The following is a 17,144-nucleotide window of genomic DNA, read 5'->3' on the forward strand; positions in this document are numbered from 1 at the left end:
GCCCGTCAACCCGCGTCGGTCTTGGCGTCATCCTGCCCGCGACCCGCGAAGTCAAGCGCCGCGCTGTTGATGCAGTATCTGAGTCCGGTTGGTCCGGGGCCGTCGGGAAACACGTGACCCAGATGGCCTTCGCATTTGGCGCAGCGCACCTCGGTGCGGACCATGCCATGGCTGGTATCGGTCAGTTCCTGCACCGCACCGCCCTCGGCGGGCGCGGTATAGCTGGGCCAGCCCGATCCGCTGTCGAACTTGGTCTTGCTGTCGAACAAAGGTTCGCCGCACCCGGCGCAGCGATAGACGCCGTCGCCCTTATGGTCGGTATATCGGCCGGTAAAGGCGCGCTCGGTGCCGCCCTCGCGCAGCACATGATGCGCCATCGGGTCGAGCGGCTTGGTCGTCTTGGGATCGGTCATCGGATGATCTCCTTCGTTGCCGCCAATATCGGACTGGATACGGGCGGCTGCAAGGGCTTCGGGCCGAATGTGGGCTGCGCGAATCTTTTCCCTCAGCCGAGCCGGGTGGCCCGGGACGTGAGGCGAACGAGCCAAGGGGCGGCCGCGGCACAGGCCGTAAGGGGGCTCGCCGTCCGGGGATTTTCGCCGAGCCGCCAGATGAGGTTCGCCAGCGCAAAGGGCCGTGTCATCCGGGCGGCGAGCGCGCGCTGGAAGCCCGGCGCCGCGCCGGCCGCGCCGTGCCGCCATGCCGTCACCGCGGCCTCGGCGCTCGCCAGCGCGATCCCCATGCCCTCGCCCGCCAGGCTCGGGATCACCCCCGCCTGATCGCCCAGGCGGAACAGTCCCGGCGTCGTGACGCCGTCGCGCCAGCCATAAGGCACATGCCCGATCGCATCGATGCCGCGCGACCAGTCGGCAAAGGCGAGCCTTTCGCCGAGCCGCGGATGCTCGTCGCCGAGTCGGCGCAGCAGCGCTTCGGGGGCGCCGCCCAGCCGCGACTTGTGGACCGCGAGGCACAGGTTGGCGCTGCCATCCTCCTGCCGCACCAGCCCGGCATAGCCGCGGTCAAACAGGTGCAGTTCGACCGCGTCGCCGACCAGCCGGTCGAGCGCGGCGGCCTGCGGCATGCGCAGCCGCAGCCCGATCACCGGGTCCTCCCGCTGCCACGCCGCCGGCTCGCGCGGAAAGCCGCGAAACCCGTGCTTGCCCGCCGCGAGGAAGACCGACGGTGCCGCCAGGTCAGCGCCGTCGCGCGTCTGCACCGCGCTGCCCTCCAGCGCCGTCGCATGCACCCCGCGCTCCAGCCCGGCGCCCGCCGCCACCGCCGCCGCCTGCAAGACCGAATCGAGCCGCAACCGCGATACCCCCGTCGCCGCCTCGGGCAGCATCGTCTCGCTCGACCGCGCGCCCGCGAACAGCCGCACCCGGCGCACGACCTGTCCGCCGAGCATGGCGGCATCGATCCCCAGCGCCGCCAGCCGGGCCAGCGACTGCCAGCTCAAAAACCCGCCGCACAGCGCGTCGCCGGTCTCGCGGCTTCGCTCGAGTAGAACCGTCTTCGCGCCCGCGCGCGCCAGCCCGATCGCCGCGCTCGCCCCCGCCGGCCCGGCGCCGATGACCAGCGCGTCGGGAGCGGTCACCGCACCCGCTCGACGCACAGCCGATAGGGAAAGCTCCTGAAGATGCTGCATTGGTCCGCGGTATCGGGCAGCGCCTCGGCCAGCATCGCCGCCCACTCGCCGCGTCGGAAACTGCGCCCGACCGACAGCTGCCCGTCGCGCCGCACGATCGGATCGACCCGCGCCAGCGCCGCGAGCAGCGGATAGCCGGCGAAGGGCAGCCGCTGGCGGTGGAGGTCATTGACCAGCCAGCCGCGCGCTGCCTCCCCTTCCATGAAGCGCAAAAATTCGGTGCGCTGCCCGGGCGTCATATGATGGGTTACCAAGCTCGACACGATGATGTCCCACCCGTCGCCCGCCAGATCGCGATAATCGCCGGTGACGAAGCGCGCGCGGCCGCCGAGCCGCGCCTCGGCGACGGCCTCGCTCTTCGGGTTGAGGTCAACCCCAACGAGGTCGAGCGCCACCCCGCGCCGCTCGCCCCAGCGCGCGATCCGCGCCAGCATGTCGCCGGCGCCGAACCCGACGTCGAGGATGCGCCACGGCTTCGTGTCCACGCGGCGCGACCGCACCCGCTCCAAAAAACCCAGCGTCGGGCGCGCCGCCAGCGTCAGCGCATTGATTCGCGACAGGTCGCGCAGCACCTTCGCATAGCGTTCGGGCGCCAGCTCGACCGCGTCCATCTCCTCCTCGGCCTCGATCGGCGTGCGAAGGCTGGTGAAGGGGTTCATGATGCGGTGAAGCGGATCGCTTCGGCGGCGAGCCCGGGGCCGAAGGCGATCGCGATGCCCTCGCCCTTCGCCTGCCGCGCCATCATCCGCGCGAGCACGAACAAGATCGTCGCCGACGACATATTGCCCCACGCGCCGAGCACCGCGCGGCTGTCGGCCAGCGCATCGGCGGGGACGTGCAGCGCCGCCTCGACCGCGTCGAGCACCGAGCGACCGCCAGCATGGACCGCGAGAAGCGGCGGCGGGGCGCCGTCGCCGAACAATTGCACCTGCACCCCGGGTTCGCCTAGCGCCGCGCGCAGCCGTCCCGGGACCTCGCCCGACAATTGCATCGCGAATCCCTTGTCGCCGATGTCCCAGCGGATCAACTCGGCGCTGTCCTCGAGCGCCAGGCTGCGGCCCTCGCCAAGTTGCAATCCTTCGGCTTCGCTCGACACGATCCCCGCCGCGGCGCCGTCGCTGAACTGCAGCATCGCGAGCAGGGGCTCGGGCTGGTCGGCGAGGCTGAGGTGGAGTGTCGAAAGCTCGACGCTCACCACCAGCACCACCGCATCCGGCTCCGACCGCACGATATGCCGCGCGCTCCGCAGCGCTGTGACTCCGGCGTAGCACCCCATGAAACCGATCAGCACCCGCTCGACCGTCGCCGCCAGCCCCAGCCGCCGCGCGACGATCTGGTCGATCCCCGGGGCGACGAAACCGGTGCAGCTCGCGACCACCAGATGCGTGACCCGCGCCAGTTCGAAGGCGTCGCCCAAGCCCGCGATGGCGGTCAGCGCCAGCTCGGGCGCATGCTTGGCATAAGCGGCCATCCGTGCCGAGGTCGGCGGCAATCCCGGTACATCGTAAAATCCGCCCGGCGCCACCGGCGATCCGCCGCCGGCGGTCGGCGGCAGCACCGACCAGCGATGATCGATCCCCGACCGTCCCGCCATCCGCGCAAAGATCGCGCGCACCCGTTCGTCGGCCAGCCGCGGGGCCGCCCAATCGATGAAGGCTTTGTGGATGTCATGATCAGGCGTCGCGGTGGAAAGCGCGTTGAGCCAGGCGGTCGGCGGCTTCATCGTCATGGCGTTCATGTGGAGCAAAAGCGGGGGGCAGGCCAGCGGATTAGCGCCCGCGCGGCTTTACCACGGCTTAACCATGGATCGGCTATCGGAAAGGCGTGAAATTGCGCCTTTTCTTCCTTCTCGGCCTGATGTTCGCCGCGCCCTCCGCGGCTTCGGCGCAGTGCATGCTGTGCGGCGAGCAAGGCGCGGCGAGCGGCGGCGCGAGTCGCAAGGCCGAAACCCCTCTGCGGGTCGAGGTCGAAACCCAGCTCGACATGGGCCGCGTCGCGGTCGGCGCGGGTGGCGGAGAGGTCGAACTCGATCCACTCTCGGGCGCGCGCCGCCTGCGCGGCGACGTCGTCGATCTCGGCGGTTTCGCGGTCACCGGGGTGGTCACCGTGACCGGCGAACCCGGCGCCGAGGTCCGCGTCATCCTGCCGACCAGCGTCGATCTCGAAAGCGATCGCGGCCGCAGCGCGCGCGTGTCGGGCCTTGTCACCGACCTCAATGCCGCCCCACGCTTGGGACCCGACGGCCGCCTGCAATTCCGCTTCGGCGGCCGGCTGCAGATCGCCGGCCTTGACGACGGCGACTATCGCGGGCGCATTCCGGTGACGGTGGAGTATCAATAGCGTTCGATTGCTGACAGCGATGTCTGCTTTGGGGTGGGAAGCGGACGGTGCCGGTCCTCCCCGGCACCGAGAGGATCGCTATGGCCGCAATCGGTCGTTAAATGCCATTCATCATCCCGGGTTTGACCCGGGATCCCGCTCTTTGCTTTCTTCGCCGCCAAGCGGGTCCCCGGATCAGGTCCGGGGTGACGATAAAAGAGAGCGGCCTCGCCCGCCTTCGCGGGGGCGACGTCTGGTTTCGCCCGAAACCGGCCCCACTCGCGCCAGCCGGTACAAGCTTTGCGCCGAGACCCAATATTGGCGGTACCAATCGCCGCAGGGTGACGCTAGGGATCAGCGCAATGGGCGCGCGTCTGTGGAATCGAACTGAGGGGACAAACTAATGGACAGCGGCAGCAAGATACAATTCTCGGATCGCGAGGCCCTGCTCTATCATAATTATGGCCGGCCCGGAAAAATCGAGATCGTCGCGTCGAAACCGATGGCGACGCAGCGCGACCTGTCCCTCGCCTATTCGCCCGGCGTCGCGGTGCCGGTGAAGGCGATCGCCGAGGATCCGGCCACCGCCTATGACTATACGATCAAGGGCAATCTTGTCGCAGTGATCTCGAACGGCACCGCGATCCTCGGCCTCGGCAACCTTGGCGCGCTCGCCTCGAAGCCGGTGATGGAAGGCAAGGCGGTGCTGTTCAAGCGCTTCGCCGACGTCGATTCGATCGACCTTGAGGTCGATACCGAAGACCCCCAGCGCTTCATCGAGGCGGTCGAGCTGCTCGAGCCGAGCTTTGGCGGCATCAACCTCGAAGATATAGCGGCGCCGAACTGCTTCATCATCGAGCAGGCGCTGAAGGAAAAGATGAACATCCCGGTGTTCCATGACGACCAGCATGGCACCGCAATCATCACCGCCGCCGGGCTGATCAACGCCTGCCACCTGACCGGGCGCGACCTCGACACGGTGAAGGTCGTGGTCAATGGCGCCGGCGCCGCCGCGATCGCCTGTACCGCGCTGATCAAGGCGATGGGCGTGCGGCATGAAAATGTCATCATGTGCGACCGCAAGGGCACCATCTATCAGGGCCGCGCCGAAGGCATGGACCAGTGGAAGTCGGCGCATGCGGTGCCAACCGAGACGCGCACGCTGACCGAGGCACTGGTCGGCGCCGACGTCTTCCTCGGCCTGTCGGCGGCTGGCGCGCTGAAGCCCGAGATGGTCAAGGACATGAAGCCGGCGCCGATCATCTTCGCGATGGCGAACCCCGATCCCGAAATCTCGCCGCCGGATGCGCGTGCGGCGCGCCCCGACGCGATCATCGCCACCGGGCGGTCGGACTATCCGAACCAGGTCAACAATGTCCTGTGTTTCCCCTTCATCTTCCGCGGCGCGCTCGACGTGCGCGCGACCGCGATCAACGAGGAGATGAAGATCGCCGCCGCTTACGCCATCGCCGACCTCGCGCGCCAGCAGGTGCCCGAGGAAGTCGCGGCGGCCTATGGCGGGCGGGCGTCGAGTTTCGGCCCCGAATATATCATCCCCTCACCCTTCGACCCGCGGTTGATGGAAATCGTGCCCGCCGCGGTCGCCAAGGCGGCGATGGACACCGGCGTCGCGCAGCGGCCGATCGAGGATATGGCCGCCTATCGTAACTCGCTGAAGGCGCGGCTCAACCCGACGACCTCGGTGCTGACGCTGGCTTATGAGGCAGCGCGCGCCAATCCGAAGCGCGTCGTGTTCGCCGAGGGTGAAGAAGAGGTTGTATTGCGCGCCGCGATCCAGTTCCGCGACGGCGGCTATGGCATCCCGGTTCTCGTCGGGCGCGAAGGGCTGCACGACAAGCTGCGCGACATGGGGGTCGCCGACCCCGAAAGCTTCGAGGTCCACAACAGCGTCAATTCGCCGCATGTGCCGCAAATGGTCGACATGCTGTACGAACGGCTGCAACGGCGCGGTTACCTGCGCCGCGACGTCGAGCGCATGGTCAACCGCGACCGCAACATCTTCGGCTCGCTGTTGCTCCAGCTGGGGCTGGGCGATGCGATGATCACCGGCACCACCCGCACCTATTCGCAGTCGATGCGCGAAGTGCGGCGGGTGATCGACCCCGCCGAAGGCCAGACCAATTTCGGCATCCACGTCCTCGTCGGCCAGCACCATACGGTGTTCATGGCCGACACCACGGTCAACGAACGCCCGAGCGCGCAGCAGCTCGCCGACATCGCCGAACGCACCGCGCAGGTCGCGCGGCGCATGGGGCACGAACCGCGCGTCGCCTTCCTGTCCTATTCGACCTTCGGCAACCCGCCGGGATCGTGGCTCGACAATATCCGCGACGCGGTGGCGATCCTCGACGAACGCAAGCCGGGATTCGAATATGAGGGCGAGATGTCGCCCGACGTCGCGCTCAACCCCAAGGTGATGGCGAATTATCCCTTCTGTCGCCTGTCGGGACCCGCGAACGTGCTGGTCATGCCGGGGCTGCAATCGGGCAATCTGTCGGCCAAGCTGCTGCGCGAACTGGGCGGCAGCGCGGTGATCGGCCCGATGCTGGTCGGCATGGAAAAGCCGGTGCAGGTCGCGACGATGGCGTCGACCGCGTCGGACCTGGTGACGCTGGCGGTGCTCGCGGCGGGCGGGATCGCCGAGTAACGATCGAACGTTCGTCGTTGCGCGCGAAACGAAGCAATCCAGGGCGGTTAGCGCCGTCTCTGGATTGCCGCCTCGCTCCGCGCCTCGCGATAACGCGCTGTTACGGTCCCGAAGGGCCGCCGCTGCCGCCCATGCCCGGGGCGCCGACCGCACCGATATTGCCGAAGATATCCTGGAAGAAGCTGCGCTCGCGGCCCAGCGTCGGGGTCTTGTCGCCTTCGGGGCTGATCCGGCTCACCAGCTCGATTCCGGTGCGATCGACCGCGGCGACGTTGCCGGTGGCGTCGAAGCGCACGCGCAGCACCTGCTGCGCCACCGGGCGCGGGTTGGCGAAGGCGAGCTGGCGCGTCTCACGCGACACATAATAATATTCATTGTTGCTGAACTGGCCGACGAAGGTCGGGCGGCCGAGCGTCTTTTCGACCGATTCGCGGTTGTCGACGCCGGGCGTGATCGCATCGGTCAGCACGGGGTCGACGACATAACCCTGCCGGCCCTTGAGCTGCGCGCAACCGCTGGTCGTCAGCGCCAGCGCGAGGCCGGCGACGATCAGGCGCGTCCGCGGCGCGGAAAAAATCGTGGTGAAGTGCGGCATCAAAAATCTCCGTTGCGCATGCCTGCCGCTCGCCCCCGCGACCGCGCTTGTTACCCGCGCCTCTTAAGCGCAAGCGGGTGCCGCATACAAGGCCTATGGCGCGCCGCTTGTGGCGCGGCAAAGCTTGCTGCAGCCTGACCGGCGGGCCTTTTCGGCGGGCGCAAATGCGCCTAAGCGGAGCGCATGATCTCGTTCCGCAAACTCTTCACGCCCGATCCCGACCCGCGCGAGGCGCGCCGCCCCTTGTGGAACGCCGTGGTCGCGGCCGCGCGCGCGCCGCACTGGTACCAGGCCGGCGGCGTCCCCGACACGCTCGACGGGCGGTTCGACATGATCGGGCTGGTGATGGCGCTCGTCCTCCACCGCATCGACGAAGATCCGGCTCAGGCGCTGGCGGGGGTCCATCTTACCGAATTGTTCGTGACCGACATGGACGGCCAGATGCGCCAGATCGGTTTCGGCGACATGGTCGTCGGCAAGCAGATCGGGCGGATGGTCGGCGCACTCGGCGGCCGGCTCGGCGCCTATCGCGCGCCCGACGGGTCGGACGACCTGCGCGCGGCGCTGGTTCGCAACCTGTGGCGCGGCAACGAACCCGGCGCGAGCGAACTCGCGCACGTCATGGCGGGGACCGCGGCGCTGCGGACCGCGCTCGCCGCGATGCCGGTGACCGACCTGATCGCCGCCGACCGCCTGCCGGACGCGGCATGAGCAGCGAATTTTCGCATGTCGTAACGCTCGCCGAGGTCGGACCCGGCAGGACGGTGACGTTCGAGGCCGACACCGCGGCGCGCGGGGCGATCGCCAAGCGGCTCGCCCTCGTCGAACTCGACCGGTTCGCGGTGACCGTCGAGGTGCGCGCGGTCGCGGGCGGGATCGGGCTGCGCGGCGAAGTGCGCGCGGCGCTGGTGCAAAGCTGCGCCGCGACCGATCTGCCGGTACCGGCGACGATCGCCGAACCCTTCGACCTCAAATTTCTGCGCGACCTGCGGCCGGACGACGACGAAGAGGTCGAGGTCGAACTGGGCGCCGAGGATATCGACGTGCTGCCGCTCGAACATGACCGCGTCGACCTGGGCGAAGTCGCGGTGCAGACGCTGTCGCTCGCGCTCGATCCGTTTCCGCGCCATCCCGACGCCGACCGCATCCTCGCCGAAAAGGGCGTGCTGAGCGAGGAACAGGCCGGACCGTTCGCCGCGCTCGCGGCGCTCAAGGGCAAGCCCAAGAGCTGAGGCGTCACTCGGGGGCTTCGTTTTCCTTCGCCGCCTCGTCGGGCTTCGGCGGATCGGCGAGCAGGTCCGCCATCGCGTCGTCGAGGCCCGATTCGGTTTTTTCGGACGGCGCGGGCTTGTCACCCTCGCCCGCTTCGTCCGCCGCCGCCTTTTCGGCGCGGGTCGGCGGCAGGCTGCCGCCGAGCGCCTTGGCGAGGCCGATCAGCTGTTCGCCGATCACCTTGTCGACCGCAGGGGCGATTTCGGGGACCTTGAAGCGCATATAGCCGCCGACAATATAGTCGAAGCGGATCGCCGCGCCGGTCGGGGTTTCCTTGATCTGGATCGTCAGCGTGCCGGTCAGCGCCTCGCCCTGCAGCGGGCCGAAGGCGCCCGACAGGCGGAGCATTTCATCGGGCTTGGCGAAAAGGATGCGCGCGTGCTGGACGCTGCCGAGGCCCTTTCCGGTGTCGGGCAATTTTTCGCAGAAGCAGCCGCCGGCCTGCGAATCGAGCCAGAAATTAGCGGGATCGCCCGACCAGCTATGGTCCTTCGACCACCATTTCTGGGGCATGCGGAGCATTTTCCAAACATCTTCGGGGGTCGCGGCGACCTGCGCGGTGTGCGCGACGGTGAAGCCGATCTCGCTCTGGTCGATGACCTTGGCCTGTGCCGGAGCCCCGGCGAGTACGGCAACCGGCAGAAAGGCCGCAGCCAGCATGATTTTCAGATTCATCGCCCATCCCCCGCCACCACCGGGCTTCGTCATGGCGAGCGAAGCGAAGCAATCCGGGCGGCCTGTTGCCGCTCTGGATTGCCACGGGGCTGCGCCCCTCGCAATGACGATGTTGACGCGGACTAGGACGCTGTGGCGGAGTTGAGAATCAACTCGATCGCGTCGTTGACGACATCGATATCGGCCATGCCGTCGACGTGGGCCACGATGCCGCGCGCTTCGTAGATCGGCAGGATCGGCGCGGTCTTGGCGCGATACTCGGCCATGCGCGTGCGCACCGTTTCCTCGTTATCGTCGGGACGACGCTTGAAGTCATGCCCGCCGCACTGGTCGCAGGTGTCCGCGACCTTCGGCAGCTTGTAGCGGTCGTGATAGCCGGCGCCGCAGGTGGCGCAGGAGAAGCGGCCGGTGATGCGATCGACGAGCGCATCCTCTTCGACCAGCAGTTCGATGACATGGTCGAGCTTGCGCCCGCGCACGTCGAGGATTTCGTCGAGCGCATCGGCCTGCGCCGCGGTGCGCGGATAGCCATCGAATATCACCGACACATCGCCGCCGAGCTGGTCGAGGCGTTCGCCGATCAGGCCCGAGACGATTTCGTCCGAGACGAGCTCGCCCGCATCCATCACCGCCTTGGCCTGGACGCCGATCGGCGTTCCCGCCTTGACCGCCGCACGCAGCATGTCGCCGGTCGAGAGCTGGACCATGCCATGCTCGTCCTCCAGCCGCGAGGCCTGCGTTCCCTTGCCCGCTCCCGGCGGACCCAGCAAAATGATATTGAGCGTCATGAAGGCCCCTGTTTCCCTGCCCTGTTCGAAACTCGCGTAGCGGGCGTATCAGCGCCGCGCAACGCCGCCTTTCAATTTGGCCTTCTTGATCAGGTCGCCATATTGATGCGCGAGCATGTGGCTCTGGATCTGGGTAATGGTGTCGATGGTGACGTTGACGATGATCAGCAGGCTGGTGCCCCCGAGCTGGAAGGGCAGGCCCGACCGCGCGATGAAATATTCGGGGATCAGGCAGATCGCCGCCAGATACGCCGCCCCGATCACGGTGATGCGCGTCAGCACATGGTCGAGATAGGCGGCGGTGTTCTTGCCCGGGCGGATGCCGGGGATGAAGCCGTTCTGGCGCTTCAGATTGTCGGCGGTTTCTTCCGGATTGAAGACAACCGCGACATAGAAGAAGCAGAAGAAGACGATGCCCGCGGCATAGAGCGCCATGTACAGCGGCTGGCCGTGCGCGAGATACTGGTTGATCGTGATCAGGAAATCGCCGGTCGCGGTATCGCCCTGAACATTATTGCCCATGAACTGGGTGATCGTCAGCGGCATCAACAGCAGCGACGAGGCGAAGATCGGCGGGATCACGCCGGCGGTGTTGACCTTGAGCGGCAGATGGCTGCGGTCGGCCTGCATCCCGCCGCGCTGGGTCGCACGCTTTGGATATTGTACGAGCACCCTTCGCTGCGCCCGTTCCATGAAGCTGATGAAGGCGATGATCGCGATCGCGCCGATGATCACGGCGAGCACGGTGCCGCCGCCCATCGAGCCTTCGCGGACCTGGCTGAACATCTGGGCGAAGCTGCGCGGCAGCTGGGCAAGGATGCCCGCCATGATGATCAGCGAGACGCCGTTGCCGATGCCGCGGCTGGTGATCTGTTCACCGAGCCACATCAGGAAAAGGGTTCCGCCGACGACGCTGATCACCGTGGTGATGCGGAACAGCATGCCGGGGTCGAGGACGACGGTGATGCCTTGCGCGCCGGTCGACGCCTCGGCGGTCAGCGCGAGGAAATAGGCCTGAATCGCGGTGAGCACGACGGTGCCGTAGCGGGTATATTGGTTGAGCTTCTTGCGCCCGCTTTCGCCCTCTTTCTTGAGCGCGGCGAGACTGGGGGCCAGCGCCGAGGCGAGCTGAACGACGATCGAAGCCGTGATATAGGGCATGACGCCGAGCGCGATGATGCTGAGGCGCTCAAGGCTGCCGCCCGAGAAGGTGTTGAAGATGTCGAGGACGCCGCCCGAGGCCGCCTGCTTATAGGCCTGCGCCAGCGCGACGGGGTCGACCCCGGGGAGCGGCACGAAGGACAGGAAGCGGAAGACGATCAGCGCGCCGATCGTGAACCAGATGCGGTTCTTGAGTTCGGTCGCCTGGCCGAACTTCGAAAAGTTCAGGTTGGAAGCAAGCTGGTCGGCGCGAGAGGCCATGGGTATTTTTCCTCGGATTTCCGGACCGCGCCCCCCGCGACCCGGCGCCTATGTGCGTTCGGTGGTCGTGAAGCGCAAGGGGAAAGGCCCGATTCAAATGCGTCGGGGGCGGCGTGGCCTGTTGCCGCGCCGCCCCCGAAAATCATCAGGCCTTCTTGGCGGCCGCCGCAGCCTTGCGCTGGGCCCGCTTGCCGTCGCCTTCGGGCTTGGCTTCGGGCAGGTCGACCTTGCCGCCGGCCTTTTCGACCGCCTCGATCGCGCCCTTCGACGCGCCGGCAACCGCGAAGTTCAGCTTGGTCGTCAGTTCACCCTTGGCGAGGAGGCGAACGCCGTCCTTGCCGCCGCGGGCAACGCCGGCGGCCTTGAGCGCCGCGTGATCGACCACGGCCTTGGCGTCGAGCTTCTTCGTATCGATCAGCTTCTGGATCATGCCCAGATTGACGATCGCGAAGTCCTTGCCGAAGATATTGTTGAAGCCGCGCTTCGGGATACGCATGTGGAGCGGCATCTGGCCGCCTTCGAACCCGTTGATCGCGACGCCGCTGCGCGCCTTCTGGCCCTTCTGGCCGCGGCCGGCAGTCTTGCCCTTGCCCGAGCCGATGCCGCGTCCGACGCGCATCCGGCCCTTGCGGGCGCCGGCGTTGTCGCTGAGTTCGTTAAGTTTGATCGTCATGATTGCACTCGCTTTCGCTTTGTTCGCGCTGGGGACTGGCCGCCGGGACGGGATCAGTCCGGTTCGATTTCACTCGATGGCTGAAAGCCGGGGTAGGCCCCGGCCTTGTCCATCACGATGGCTTGGGCGACATAGCCGCGGCCATCGCGACACTGGTGATCGACGGGCTGCCGTGAAGCTGCCACCCCCGGTTGAGCAGACCTTCGACGCGGGCGCAGAACGCGCTGTCGTCGGGACCGGTCAACAGGCGGTACAGCTTCACCGGCTTTTAGCCCTCGATCACTTCCACCATGTGCGGAAGTTTGCGGATCATGCCGCGCACTTCCGGGGTGTCGATCAGTTCGACCTCGCGATGCATCTTGCCCAGGCCGAGGCCGGTCAGGATCGCACGCTGGCTCTTGGGACGACGGATCGGCGAGCCGATCTGGCGGATCTTGATCTTCTTGTCAGCCATGGTCTTACTCCGTCACCGCGGCGGCTTCGGCCTCGGCAGTGCGATCGGATGCACCGCCGCGCTTGATGAGGTCCGACACCTTCTTGCCGCGACGCTGCGCGACCGACTTGGGGCTGGTCTGCTCGCCGAGCGCTTCGAAGGTGGCGCGGATCATGTTGTAGGGGTTCGAGGTGCCGTTCGACTTGGTCACCACGTCGGCGACGCCGAGCGATTCGAACACGGCGCGCATCGGACCACCGGCGATGATGCCGGTACCCGCGGGCGCCGAGCGCAGCGTGACCATGCCGGCACCGAAATGGCCGAGGCCGTCATGGTGCAGCGTGCGGCCGTCGCGCAGCGGAACGCGAATCATCGCCTTCTTGGCAGCGGCGGTCGCCTTCGAAATGGCTTCGGGCACTTCGCGCGCCTTGCCATGACCGAAACCGGCGCGGCCCTTGCCGTCGCCGACGACGACGAGCGCGGCGAAACCGAAGCGCTTGCCGCCCTTCACGGTTTTCGAGACACGGTTGATGTGGACGAGCTTTTCGATCAGCTCTTCGCCGCCATCATCGTCGCGCGGACGACGATCGTCGCGGCGACCACGGCCGCCGCCATCACGACCGCCACGATTGCCGCCCGGTCCGCCGGCGCCGCCGCCACGACCGCGGCGCGGAGCCTGGGTGGTGGTTTCGGTCGCCGCTTCGGGCGCTGCGCCTTCGACGTTCTGTACTTCGTCAGCCATATTAGAACTCCAATCCGCCTTCGCGAGCCGCGTCGGCCAGCGCCTTGATGCGCCCGTGGAACAGGAAACCGCCGCGGTCGAACACGACCTGCGTCACGCCGGCCTTTTTCGCGGCAGCGGCGAGGCGCTTGCCGACGTCGGCAGCCGCCGCGGTGGTCGCGCCGGTCTTGCCGCGGACATCCTTGTCGAGCGTCGAAGCCGAAGCCAGCGTTGCGCCGGCAGCGTCGTCGATGAGCTGCGCATAGATGTGACGGCCCGAACGGTGCACCGACAGGCGGGCGCGCCCGCCGGCGCGCTTGCGAAGGGCGGTACGAACGCGTTGGCGGCGTTTTTCGAATTGGGTAAGATGTGCCATGGCTTACTTCTTCTTGCCTTCTTTGCGGAAGATGTACTCGCCGCGATATTTGATGCCCTTGCCCTTATAGGGTTCGGGCTTGCGCCAACGACGGATTTCCGCCGCGACCTGACCGACCTGCTGCTTGTCGATGCCGGTGATCTCAATCGTCGTGTTGTCCGGCGTCTTGATCTCGATCCCCTCGGGGATCGTGAAATCGACATCGTGGCTGTAACCGAGCTGCAGCTTCAACATCTTGCCCTGGGCGTTGGCACGATAGCCGACACCGGTGATTTCGAGCACCTTGGTGAAGCCGTCGGTGACGCCGGTGACGAGGTTCTGGACCAGCGTGCGCTGCATGCCCCAGAAGGCGCGCGCCTGCTTGGTGGCGTTGGCAGGCTGGACCGAAATCTCGCCTTCCTTGACCTCATAGGCGATGTCGTCGGCGAGCGCGAGGGCCAGGGTGCCCTTGGGCCCCTTGACCGACAGCTGACCGCCGTCGATGCTGGCCGTGACCCCCGAAGGGATGGCGACCACTTTTTTACCAATACGCGACATCAGAACACCTCCGCCAGCACTTCGCCGCCGACATTATGTTCGCGGGCCTCGGCATCCGAGAGGACGCCGCGCGGGGTCGACACGATGGTGATGCCCAGGCCGTTGCGCACGATCGGCAGTTCTTTCGAACCCGAATAGATGCGGCGGCCCGGCTTCGAGACGCGCGCCACGTGGCGGATCGCCGGCTGGCCTTCGAAATATTTCAGCTCGATGCGGATGCCCTTGTGCTGGCCCTTGGCGCCCAGCGCTTCTTCGCTGTAGCCGCGGATATAGCCTTCGCGCTGAAGAACATCGAGAACACGGACGCGCAGGGTCGAGGCCGGCGTCAGGACGCTGTCCTTCTTCGCCTGCTGGCCGTTGCGGATGCGGGTGAGCATATCACCCAGAGGATCGGTCATTGCCATCTTGCGTCTTCCTTACCAGCTCGACTTCACAACGCCGGGGATCAGGCCCTTGTTGGCCAGATCGCGGAGCTGGATACGGCAAAGCCGGAACTTGCGATAATATGCGCGCGGACGACCGGTCATCTCGCAGCGGTTGCGGATGCGGGTCGGGTTTCCGTTGCGCGGAACTTCCGCCATCTTGAGGCGCGCGATCAGTCGCTCGCCATCGTCGAGCGACGTGTCCGCCGCAATCGCCTTCAGCTTCGCATAACGGCCGGCGTACTTCTTCACCAGCTGCTTGCGACGCTCATTCTTGTTCACGGAACTCAGTTTCGCCATGACTTAAGTTCTCTTTCCTTCTTGAAAGAGCCTGCCTGGTCCCAAAGGGATCAGGCGGCTTCCTTTTCCTGCGCTTCGATCGGGAAGGGGAAGCCGAACAGCTTGAGCAGTTCGCGGGCTTCTTCGTCCGTACGGGCGGTGGTGGTGACGATCACGTCCATGCCGCGCACCTGGTCGATGCGGTCATAGTTGATCTCGGGGAAGATGATCTGCTCTTTCAGACCCATGGCATAGTTGCCACGGCCGTCGAAGCTGGTCGCCGACACGCCGCGAAAGTCGCGGATGCGCGGCATTGCGATGGTGATCAGGCGGTCGAGGAATTCGTACATGCGTTCGCGGCGCAAGGTCACCTTGCAGCCGATCGGCATGCCTTCGCGCAGCTTGAACTGTGCGATCGACTTCTTCGCCTTGGTCACGACAGGCTTCTGGCCGGCGATCAGCTCCATTTCTGCAGCTGCCGATTCGACTTTCTTCTTGTCCTGCGTGGCTTCACCGACGCCCATGTTGAGCGTGATCTTTTCGATCTTCGGCACTTCCATCGCGTTCTTGTAACCGAATTTCTCGGTCATCGCCTTGACGATCACCTCGTCGTAGCGGGTGCGCATGCGCGGGGTGTAATTGTCAGCCACTGATCGTCTCCCCGGACTTCACGGCCACGCGGACCTTCTTGCCGTCCTTGGTTTCAAAGCGCACGCGGGTCGGCTTGCCCGACTTGGGGTCGGCCAGTGCGACCTTGCTCGCGTGCAGCGGCGCTTCCTTGCGTTCCAGGCCACCCTGCGGGTTGGTCTGGCTCGGCTTGCGGTGCCGCGTGATGATGTTGACGCCCGCGACGACCAGCTTGCCGTCTTTCGGCAGGCTCTGCGTCACTTCACCGGTCTTGCCCTTGTCCTTGCCGGACAGGATGACAACCGTGTCGCCCTTCTTGATCTTCGCCATACTCATGGTCAGAGCACCTCCGGCGCCAGGCTGATGATCTTCATATAGCCACGGCCGCGCAGTTCGCGGACGACGGGGCCGAAGATACGGGTGCCGATCGGCTCCTCGTTCTTGTTGACGAGCACGGCGGCGTTGCTGTCGAAGCGGATCACCGAACCGTCGGCGCGGCGCACATCCTTCGCGGTGCGGACGATGACGGCGCGATGCACGTCGCCCTTCTTCACCTTGCCGCGCGGCTGGGCTTCCTTGATCGACACGACGATGACATCGCCGACGCCGGCGACGCGACGCTTCGACCCGCCCAGCACCTTGATGCACTGGACGCGCTTCGCGCCGCTGTTGTCGGCGACTTCCAATTGTGACTGCATCTGGATCATCGATGCATTTCCTTCTTGTTTGGCCTACCGGGCAATCCCGGCGGTTCCGTGAAAACCAGCTTAGGCGTCGGCAGCCGTTTTGGGCTTGCTGTGGGTGTCGACCTTGTCGAGCACCTTCCACGTCTTCAGCTTCGAAATCGGCTTCGTTTCCTCGATGCGGACGGTTTCACCAGCCTTGATGCTGTTGTCCTCATCATGGGCGTGATACTTCTTCGAACGACGGATGATCTTGCCGTACAGAGGGTGCTTCACCTTCCGCTCGACTTTCACCACGACGGTCTTGTCGCCCTTGTCGGACACCACGGTACCGGTCAGAATGCGCTTCGGCATCGATAGTCTCCTTACTTCGCAGCCGAGCGCGTGCGCTCGGTCTGCTGCGTCTTGATGCGGGCGATCGAGCGCCGCACTTCCTTGACGCGCGATGCCTTTTCAAGCTGGCCGGTGGCCGCCTGGAAACGCAGGTTGAACGCCTCACGCTTCAGTTCGCCAAGCTGTTCGGCGAGCTGGTCGTCGGTCTTGGCCTTGAAATCTTCGGTCTTGGCCATGTCCTTAACCCTCCAGGTGGGTCGTGTCGCCGAGGCGGGCAACGACCTTGGTCTTGATCGGCAGCTTCATCGCGGCGCGTTCGAACGCCAGCGCGGCCACGGGGCCCGGAACGCCGTCGAGTTCGAACAGGATGCGGCCCGGCTTCACGCGCGCGGCCCAGAATTCCGGCGAACCCTTGCCCTTGCCCATACGGACTTCGGCCGGCTTCGACGACACGGGGACGTCCGGGAAGATGCGGATCCACAAACGGCCCTGACGCTTGATCGCACGGCTGATCGCACGGCGAGCCGCTTCGATCTGGCGCGCGGTGATGCGCTCGGGTTCCATCGCCTTCAGCCCGTAGGAGCCGAAATTCAGGCTGGTGCCACCCTTGGCATTGCCATGGATGCGGCCCTTGAAAGCCTTGCGGAACTTGGTTTTTTTCGGTTGCAGCATGTCA

The 17,144-nt window shown here is 66.3% G+C and carries 26 protein-coding genes; 4 read left to right on the top strand and 22 right to left on the bottom strand.

Features of this window, described 5'->3' with window-relative positions; translation table 11 throughout:
- Positions 1–5 precede the first annotated feature (5 nt).
- The 4 genes from msrB to EEB18_RS10380 all read right to left on the bottom strand — a co-directional run bounded on the left by msrB (position 6) and on the right by EEB18_RS10380 (position 3,383).
- On the bottom strand, positions 6–413 hold the full coding sequence (msrB, locus tag EEB18_RS10365) for a peptide-methionine (R)-S-oxide reductase MsrB (RefSeq protein ID WP_056341775.1): 408 nt from the start codon (positions 411–413) through the stop codon (positions 6–8).
- A 92-nt stretch (positions 414–505) separates the two neighbouring features.
- The gene (locus tag EEB18_RS10370; protein ID WP_262408200.1) at positions 506–1,594 is read right to left on the bottom strand and encodes an NAD(P)/FAD-dependent oxidoreductase; all 1,089 of its coding nucleotides are present in this window, start codon (positions 1,592–1,594) and stop codon (positions 506–508) included.
- Positions 1,591–2,304, bottom strand: a complete 714-nt coding sequence (locus EEB18_RS10375; RefSeq protein ID WP_262408201.1) for a methyltransferase domain-containing protein — start codon at positions 2,302–2,304, stop codon at positions 1,591–1,593. Before EEB18_RS10375 ends, EEB18_RS10370 begins: the two co-directional genes overlap by 4 nt.
- On the bottom strand, positions 2,301–3,383 hold the full coding sequence (locus EEB18_RS10380) for a type III polyketide synthase (RefSeq protein ID WP_410468128.1): 1,083 nt from the start codon (positions 3,381–3,383) through the stop codon (positions 2,301–2,303). The genes EEB18_RS10375 and EEB18_RS10380 overlap by 4 nt, the downstream gene beginning before the upstream one ends.
- An 86-nt stretch (positions 3,384–3,469) precedes the next feature.
- Here EEB18_RS10380 and EEB18_RS10385 point away from each other — a divergent pair, with 86 nt between their 5' ends.
- The gene (locus tag EEB18_RS10385) at positions 3,470–3,985 is read left to right on the top strand and encodes a DUF4402 domain-containing protein (protein WP_187139300.1); all 516 of its coding nucleotides are present in this window, start codon (positions 3,470–3,472) and stop codon (positions 3,983–3,985) included.
- Between the two features lie 382 nt (positions 3,986–4,367).
- Positions 4,368–6,632 (top strand): NADP-dependent malic enzyme, encoded by a 2,265-nt coding sequence (locus EEB18_RS10390; protein WP_056341786.1) that lies wholly within the window; start codon positions 4,368–4,370, stop codon positions 6,630–6,632.
- Positions 6,633–6,732: 100 nt separating this feature from the next.
- Here EEB18_RS10390 and EEB18_RS10395 read toward each other — a convergent pair whose 3' ends face one another.
- The gene (locus EEB18_RS10395) at positions 6,733–7,227 is read right to left on the bottom strand and encodes an outer membrane protein assembly factor BamE (RefSeq protein WP_056341789.1); all 495 of its coding nucleotides are present in this window, start codon (positions 7,225–7,227) and stop codon (positions 6,733–6,735) included.
- A gap of 183 nt (positions 7,228–7,410) precedes the next feature.
- Here EEB18_RS10395 and EEB18_RS10400 point away from each other — a divergent pair, with 183 nt between their 5' ends.
- Together EEB18_RS10400 and EEB18_RS10405 are read left to right on the top strand one after the other, a co-directional pair.
- Entirely contained in the window at positions 7,411–7,938 is a 528-nt protein-coding gene (locus EEB18_RS10400; RefSeq protein WP_187139299.1) for a ubiquinol-cytochrome C chaperone family protein, read from the top strand.
- Positions 7,935–8,459, top strand: a complete 525-nt coding sequence (locus tag EEB18_RS10405) for a YceD family protein (RefSeq protein WP_187139298.1) — start codon at positions 7,935–7,937, stop codon at positions 8,457–8,459. Before EEB18_RS10400 ends, EEB18_RS10405 begins: the two co-directional genes overlap by 4 nt.
- A gap of 4 nt (positions 8,460–8,463) precedes the next feature.
- On the opposite strand, the gene EEB18_RS10410 is transcribed toward EEB18_RS10405, so the two are convergent.
- The 17 genes from EEB18_RS10410 to rplP all read right to left on the bottom strand — a co-directional run bounded on the left by EEB18_RS10410 (position 8,464) and on the right by rplP (position 17,140).
- Positions 8,464–9,174, bottom strand: coding sequence for a hypothetical protein (locus EEB18_RS10410; RefSeq protein WP_262408202.1), 711 nt, complete (start codon positions 9,172–9,174; stop codon positions 8,464–8,466).
- A gap of 122 nt (positions 9,175–9,296) precedes the next feature.
- Positions 9,297–9,962 (bottom strand): adenylate kinase, encoded by a 666-nt coding sequence (locus EEB18_RS10415; RefSeq protein ID WP_187139297.1) that lies wholly within the window; start codon positions 9,960–9,962, stop codon positions 9,297–9,299.
- Positions 9,963–10,010: 48 nt separating this feature from the next.
- Entirely contained in the window at positions 10,011–11,384 is a 1,374-nt protein-coding gene (gene secY / locus EEB18_RS10420) for a preprotein translocase subunit SecY (protein WP_187139296.1), read from the bottom strand.
- A gap of 145 nt (positions 11,385–11,529) precedes the next feature.
- The gene (gene rplO / locus EEB18_RS10425) at positions 11,530–12,057 is read right to left on the bottom strand and encodes a 50S ribosomal protein L15 (protein ID WP_082544747.1); all 528 of its coding nucleotides are present in this window, start codon (positions 12,055–12,057) and stop codon (positions 11,530–11,532) included.
- A 112-nt stretch (positions 12,058–12,169) separates the two neighbouring features.
- Positions 12,170–12,319 (bottom strand): DUF1737 domain-containing protein, encoded by a 150-nt coding sequence (locus tag EEB18_RS10430; RefSeq protein WP_187139295.1) that lies wholly within the window; start codon positions 12,317–12,319, stop codon positions 12,170–12,172.
- A 6-nt stretch (positions 12,320–12,325) separates the two neighbouring features.
- Entirely contained in the window at positions 12,326–12,511 is a 186-nt protein-coding gene (gene rpmD, locus EEB18_RS10435) for a 50S ribosomal protein L30 (protein WP_056341809.1), read from the bottom strand.
- 4 nt (positions 12,512–12,515) lie between these two features.
- On the bottom strand, positions 12,516–13,232 hold the full coding sequence (gene rpsE / locus EEB18_RS10440; protein WP_056341813.1) for a 30S ribosomal protein S5: 717 nt from the start codon (positions 13,230–13,232) through the stop codon (positions 12,516–12,518).
- Position 13,233: 1 nt separating this feature from the next.
- Positions 13,234–13,587 (bottom strand): 50S ribosomal protein L18, encoded by a 354-nt coding sequence (gene rplR, locus EEB18_RS10445; RefSeq protein ID WP_056341815.1) that lies wholly within the window; start codon positions 13,585–13,587, stop codon positions 13,234–13,236.
- 3 nt (positions 13,588–13,590) lie between these two features.
- Positions 13,591–14,124 carry a 50S ribosomal protein L6 gene (rplF, locus tag EEB18_RS10450; protein WP_056341818.1) on the bottom strand — a complete coding sequence of 178 codons (534 nt, stop codon included), beginning with the start codon at positions 14,122–14,124 and terminating at the stop codon, positions 13,591–13,593.
- Complete coding sequence (gene rpsH, locus EEB18_RS10455; RefSeq protein WP_037556380.1) at positions 14,124–14,528, bottom strand: 30S ribosomal protein S8; 405 nt, start codon at positions 14,526–14,528, stop codon at positions 14,124–14,126. Before rpsH ends, rplF begins: the two co-directional genes overlap by 1 nt.
- 12 nt (positions 14,529–14,540) lie before the next feature.
- Positions 14,541–14,846 carry a 30S ribosomal protein S14 gene (gene rpsN / locus EEB18_RS10460; RefSeq protein WP_056341822.1) on the bottom strand — a complete coding sequence of 102 codons (306 nt, stop codon included), beginning with the start codon at positions 14,844–14,846 and terminating at the stop codon, positions 14,541–14,543.
- A gap of 50 nt (positions 14,847–14,896) precedes the next feature.
- Positions 14,897–15,475, bottom strand: a complete 579-nt coding sequence (gene rplE, locus EEB18_RS10465; protein ID WP_082544748.1) for a 50S ribosomal protein L5 — start codon at positions 15,473–15,475, stop codon at positions 14,897–14,899.
- Positions 15,468–15,788: a 50S ribosomal protein L24 gene (rplX, locus tag EEB18_RS10470; RefSeq protein WP_187139294.1), complete on the bottom strand. Its 321-nt coding sequence runs from the start codon at positions 15,786–15,788 to the stop codon at positions 15,468–15,470. The genes rplE and rplX overlap by 8 nt, the downstream gene beginning before the upstream one ends.
- A gap of 2 nt (positions 15,789–15,790) precedes the next feature.
- Positions 15,791–16,159, bottom strand: a complete 369-nt coding sequence (rplN, locus tag EEB18_RS10475; RefSeq protein ID WP_056341829.1) for a 50S ribosomal protein L14 — start codon at positions 16,157–16,159, stop codon at positions 15,791–15,793.
- A gap of 60 nt (positions 16,160–16,219) precedes the next feature.
- Positions 16,220–16,489 (bottom strand): 30S ribosomal protein S17, encoded by a 270-nt coding sequence (rpsQ, locus tag EEB18_RS10480; protein ID WP_056341832.1) that lies wholly within the window; start codon positions 16,487–16,489, stop codon positions 16,220–16,222.
- A gap of 11 nt (positions 16,490–16,500) precedes the next feature.
- Positions 16,501–16,704, bottom strand: a complete 204-nt coding sequence (rpmC, locus tag EEB18_RS10485; RefSeq protein ID WP_037515654.1) for a 50S ribosomal protein L29 — start codon at positions 16,702–16,704, stop codon at positions 16,501–16,503.
- 4 nt (positions 16,705–16,708) lie between these two features.
- Positions 16,709–17,140 (bottom strand): 50S ribosomal protein L16, encoded by a 432-nt coding sequence (rplP, locus tag EEB18_RS10490; protein WP_056341835.1) that lies wholly within the window; start codon positions 17,138–17,140, stop codon positions 16,709–16,711.
- Positions 17,141–17,144 lie beyond the last annotated feature (4 nt).

The organism is Sphingopyxis sp. OPL5 (assembly GCF_003797775.2).
Lineage (GTDB): Bacteria > Pseudomonadota > Alphaproteobacteria > Sphingomonadales > Sphingomonadaceae > Sphingopyxis.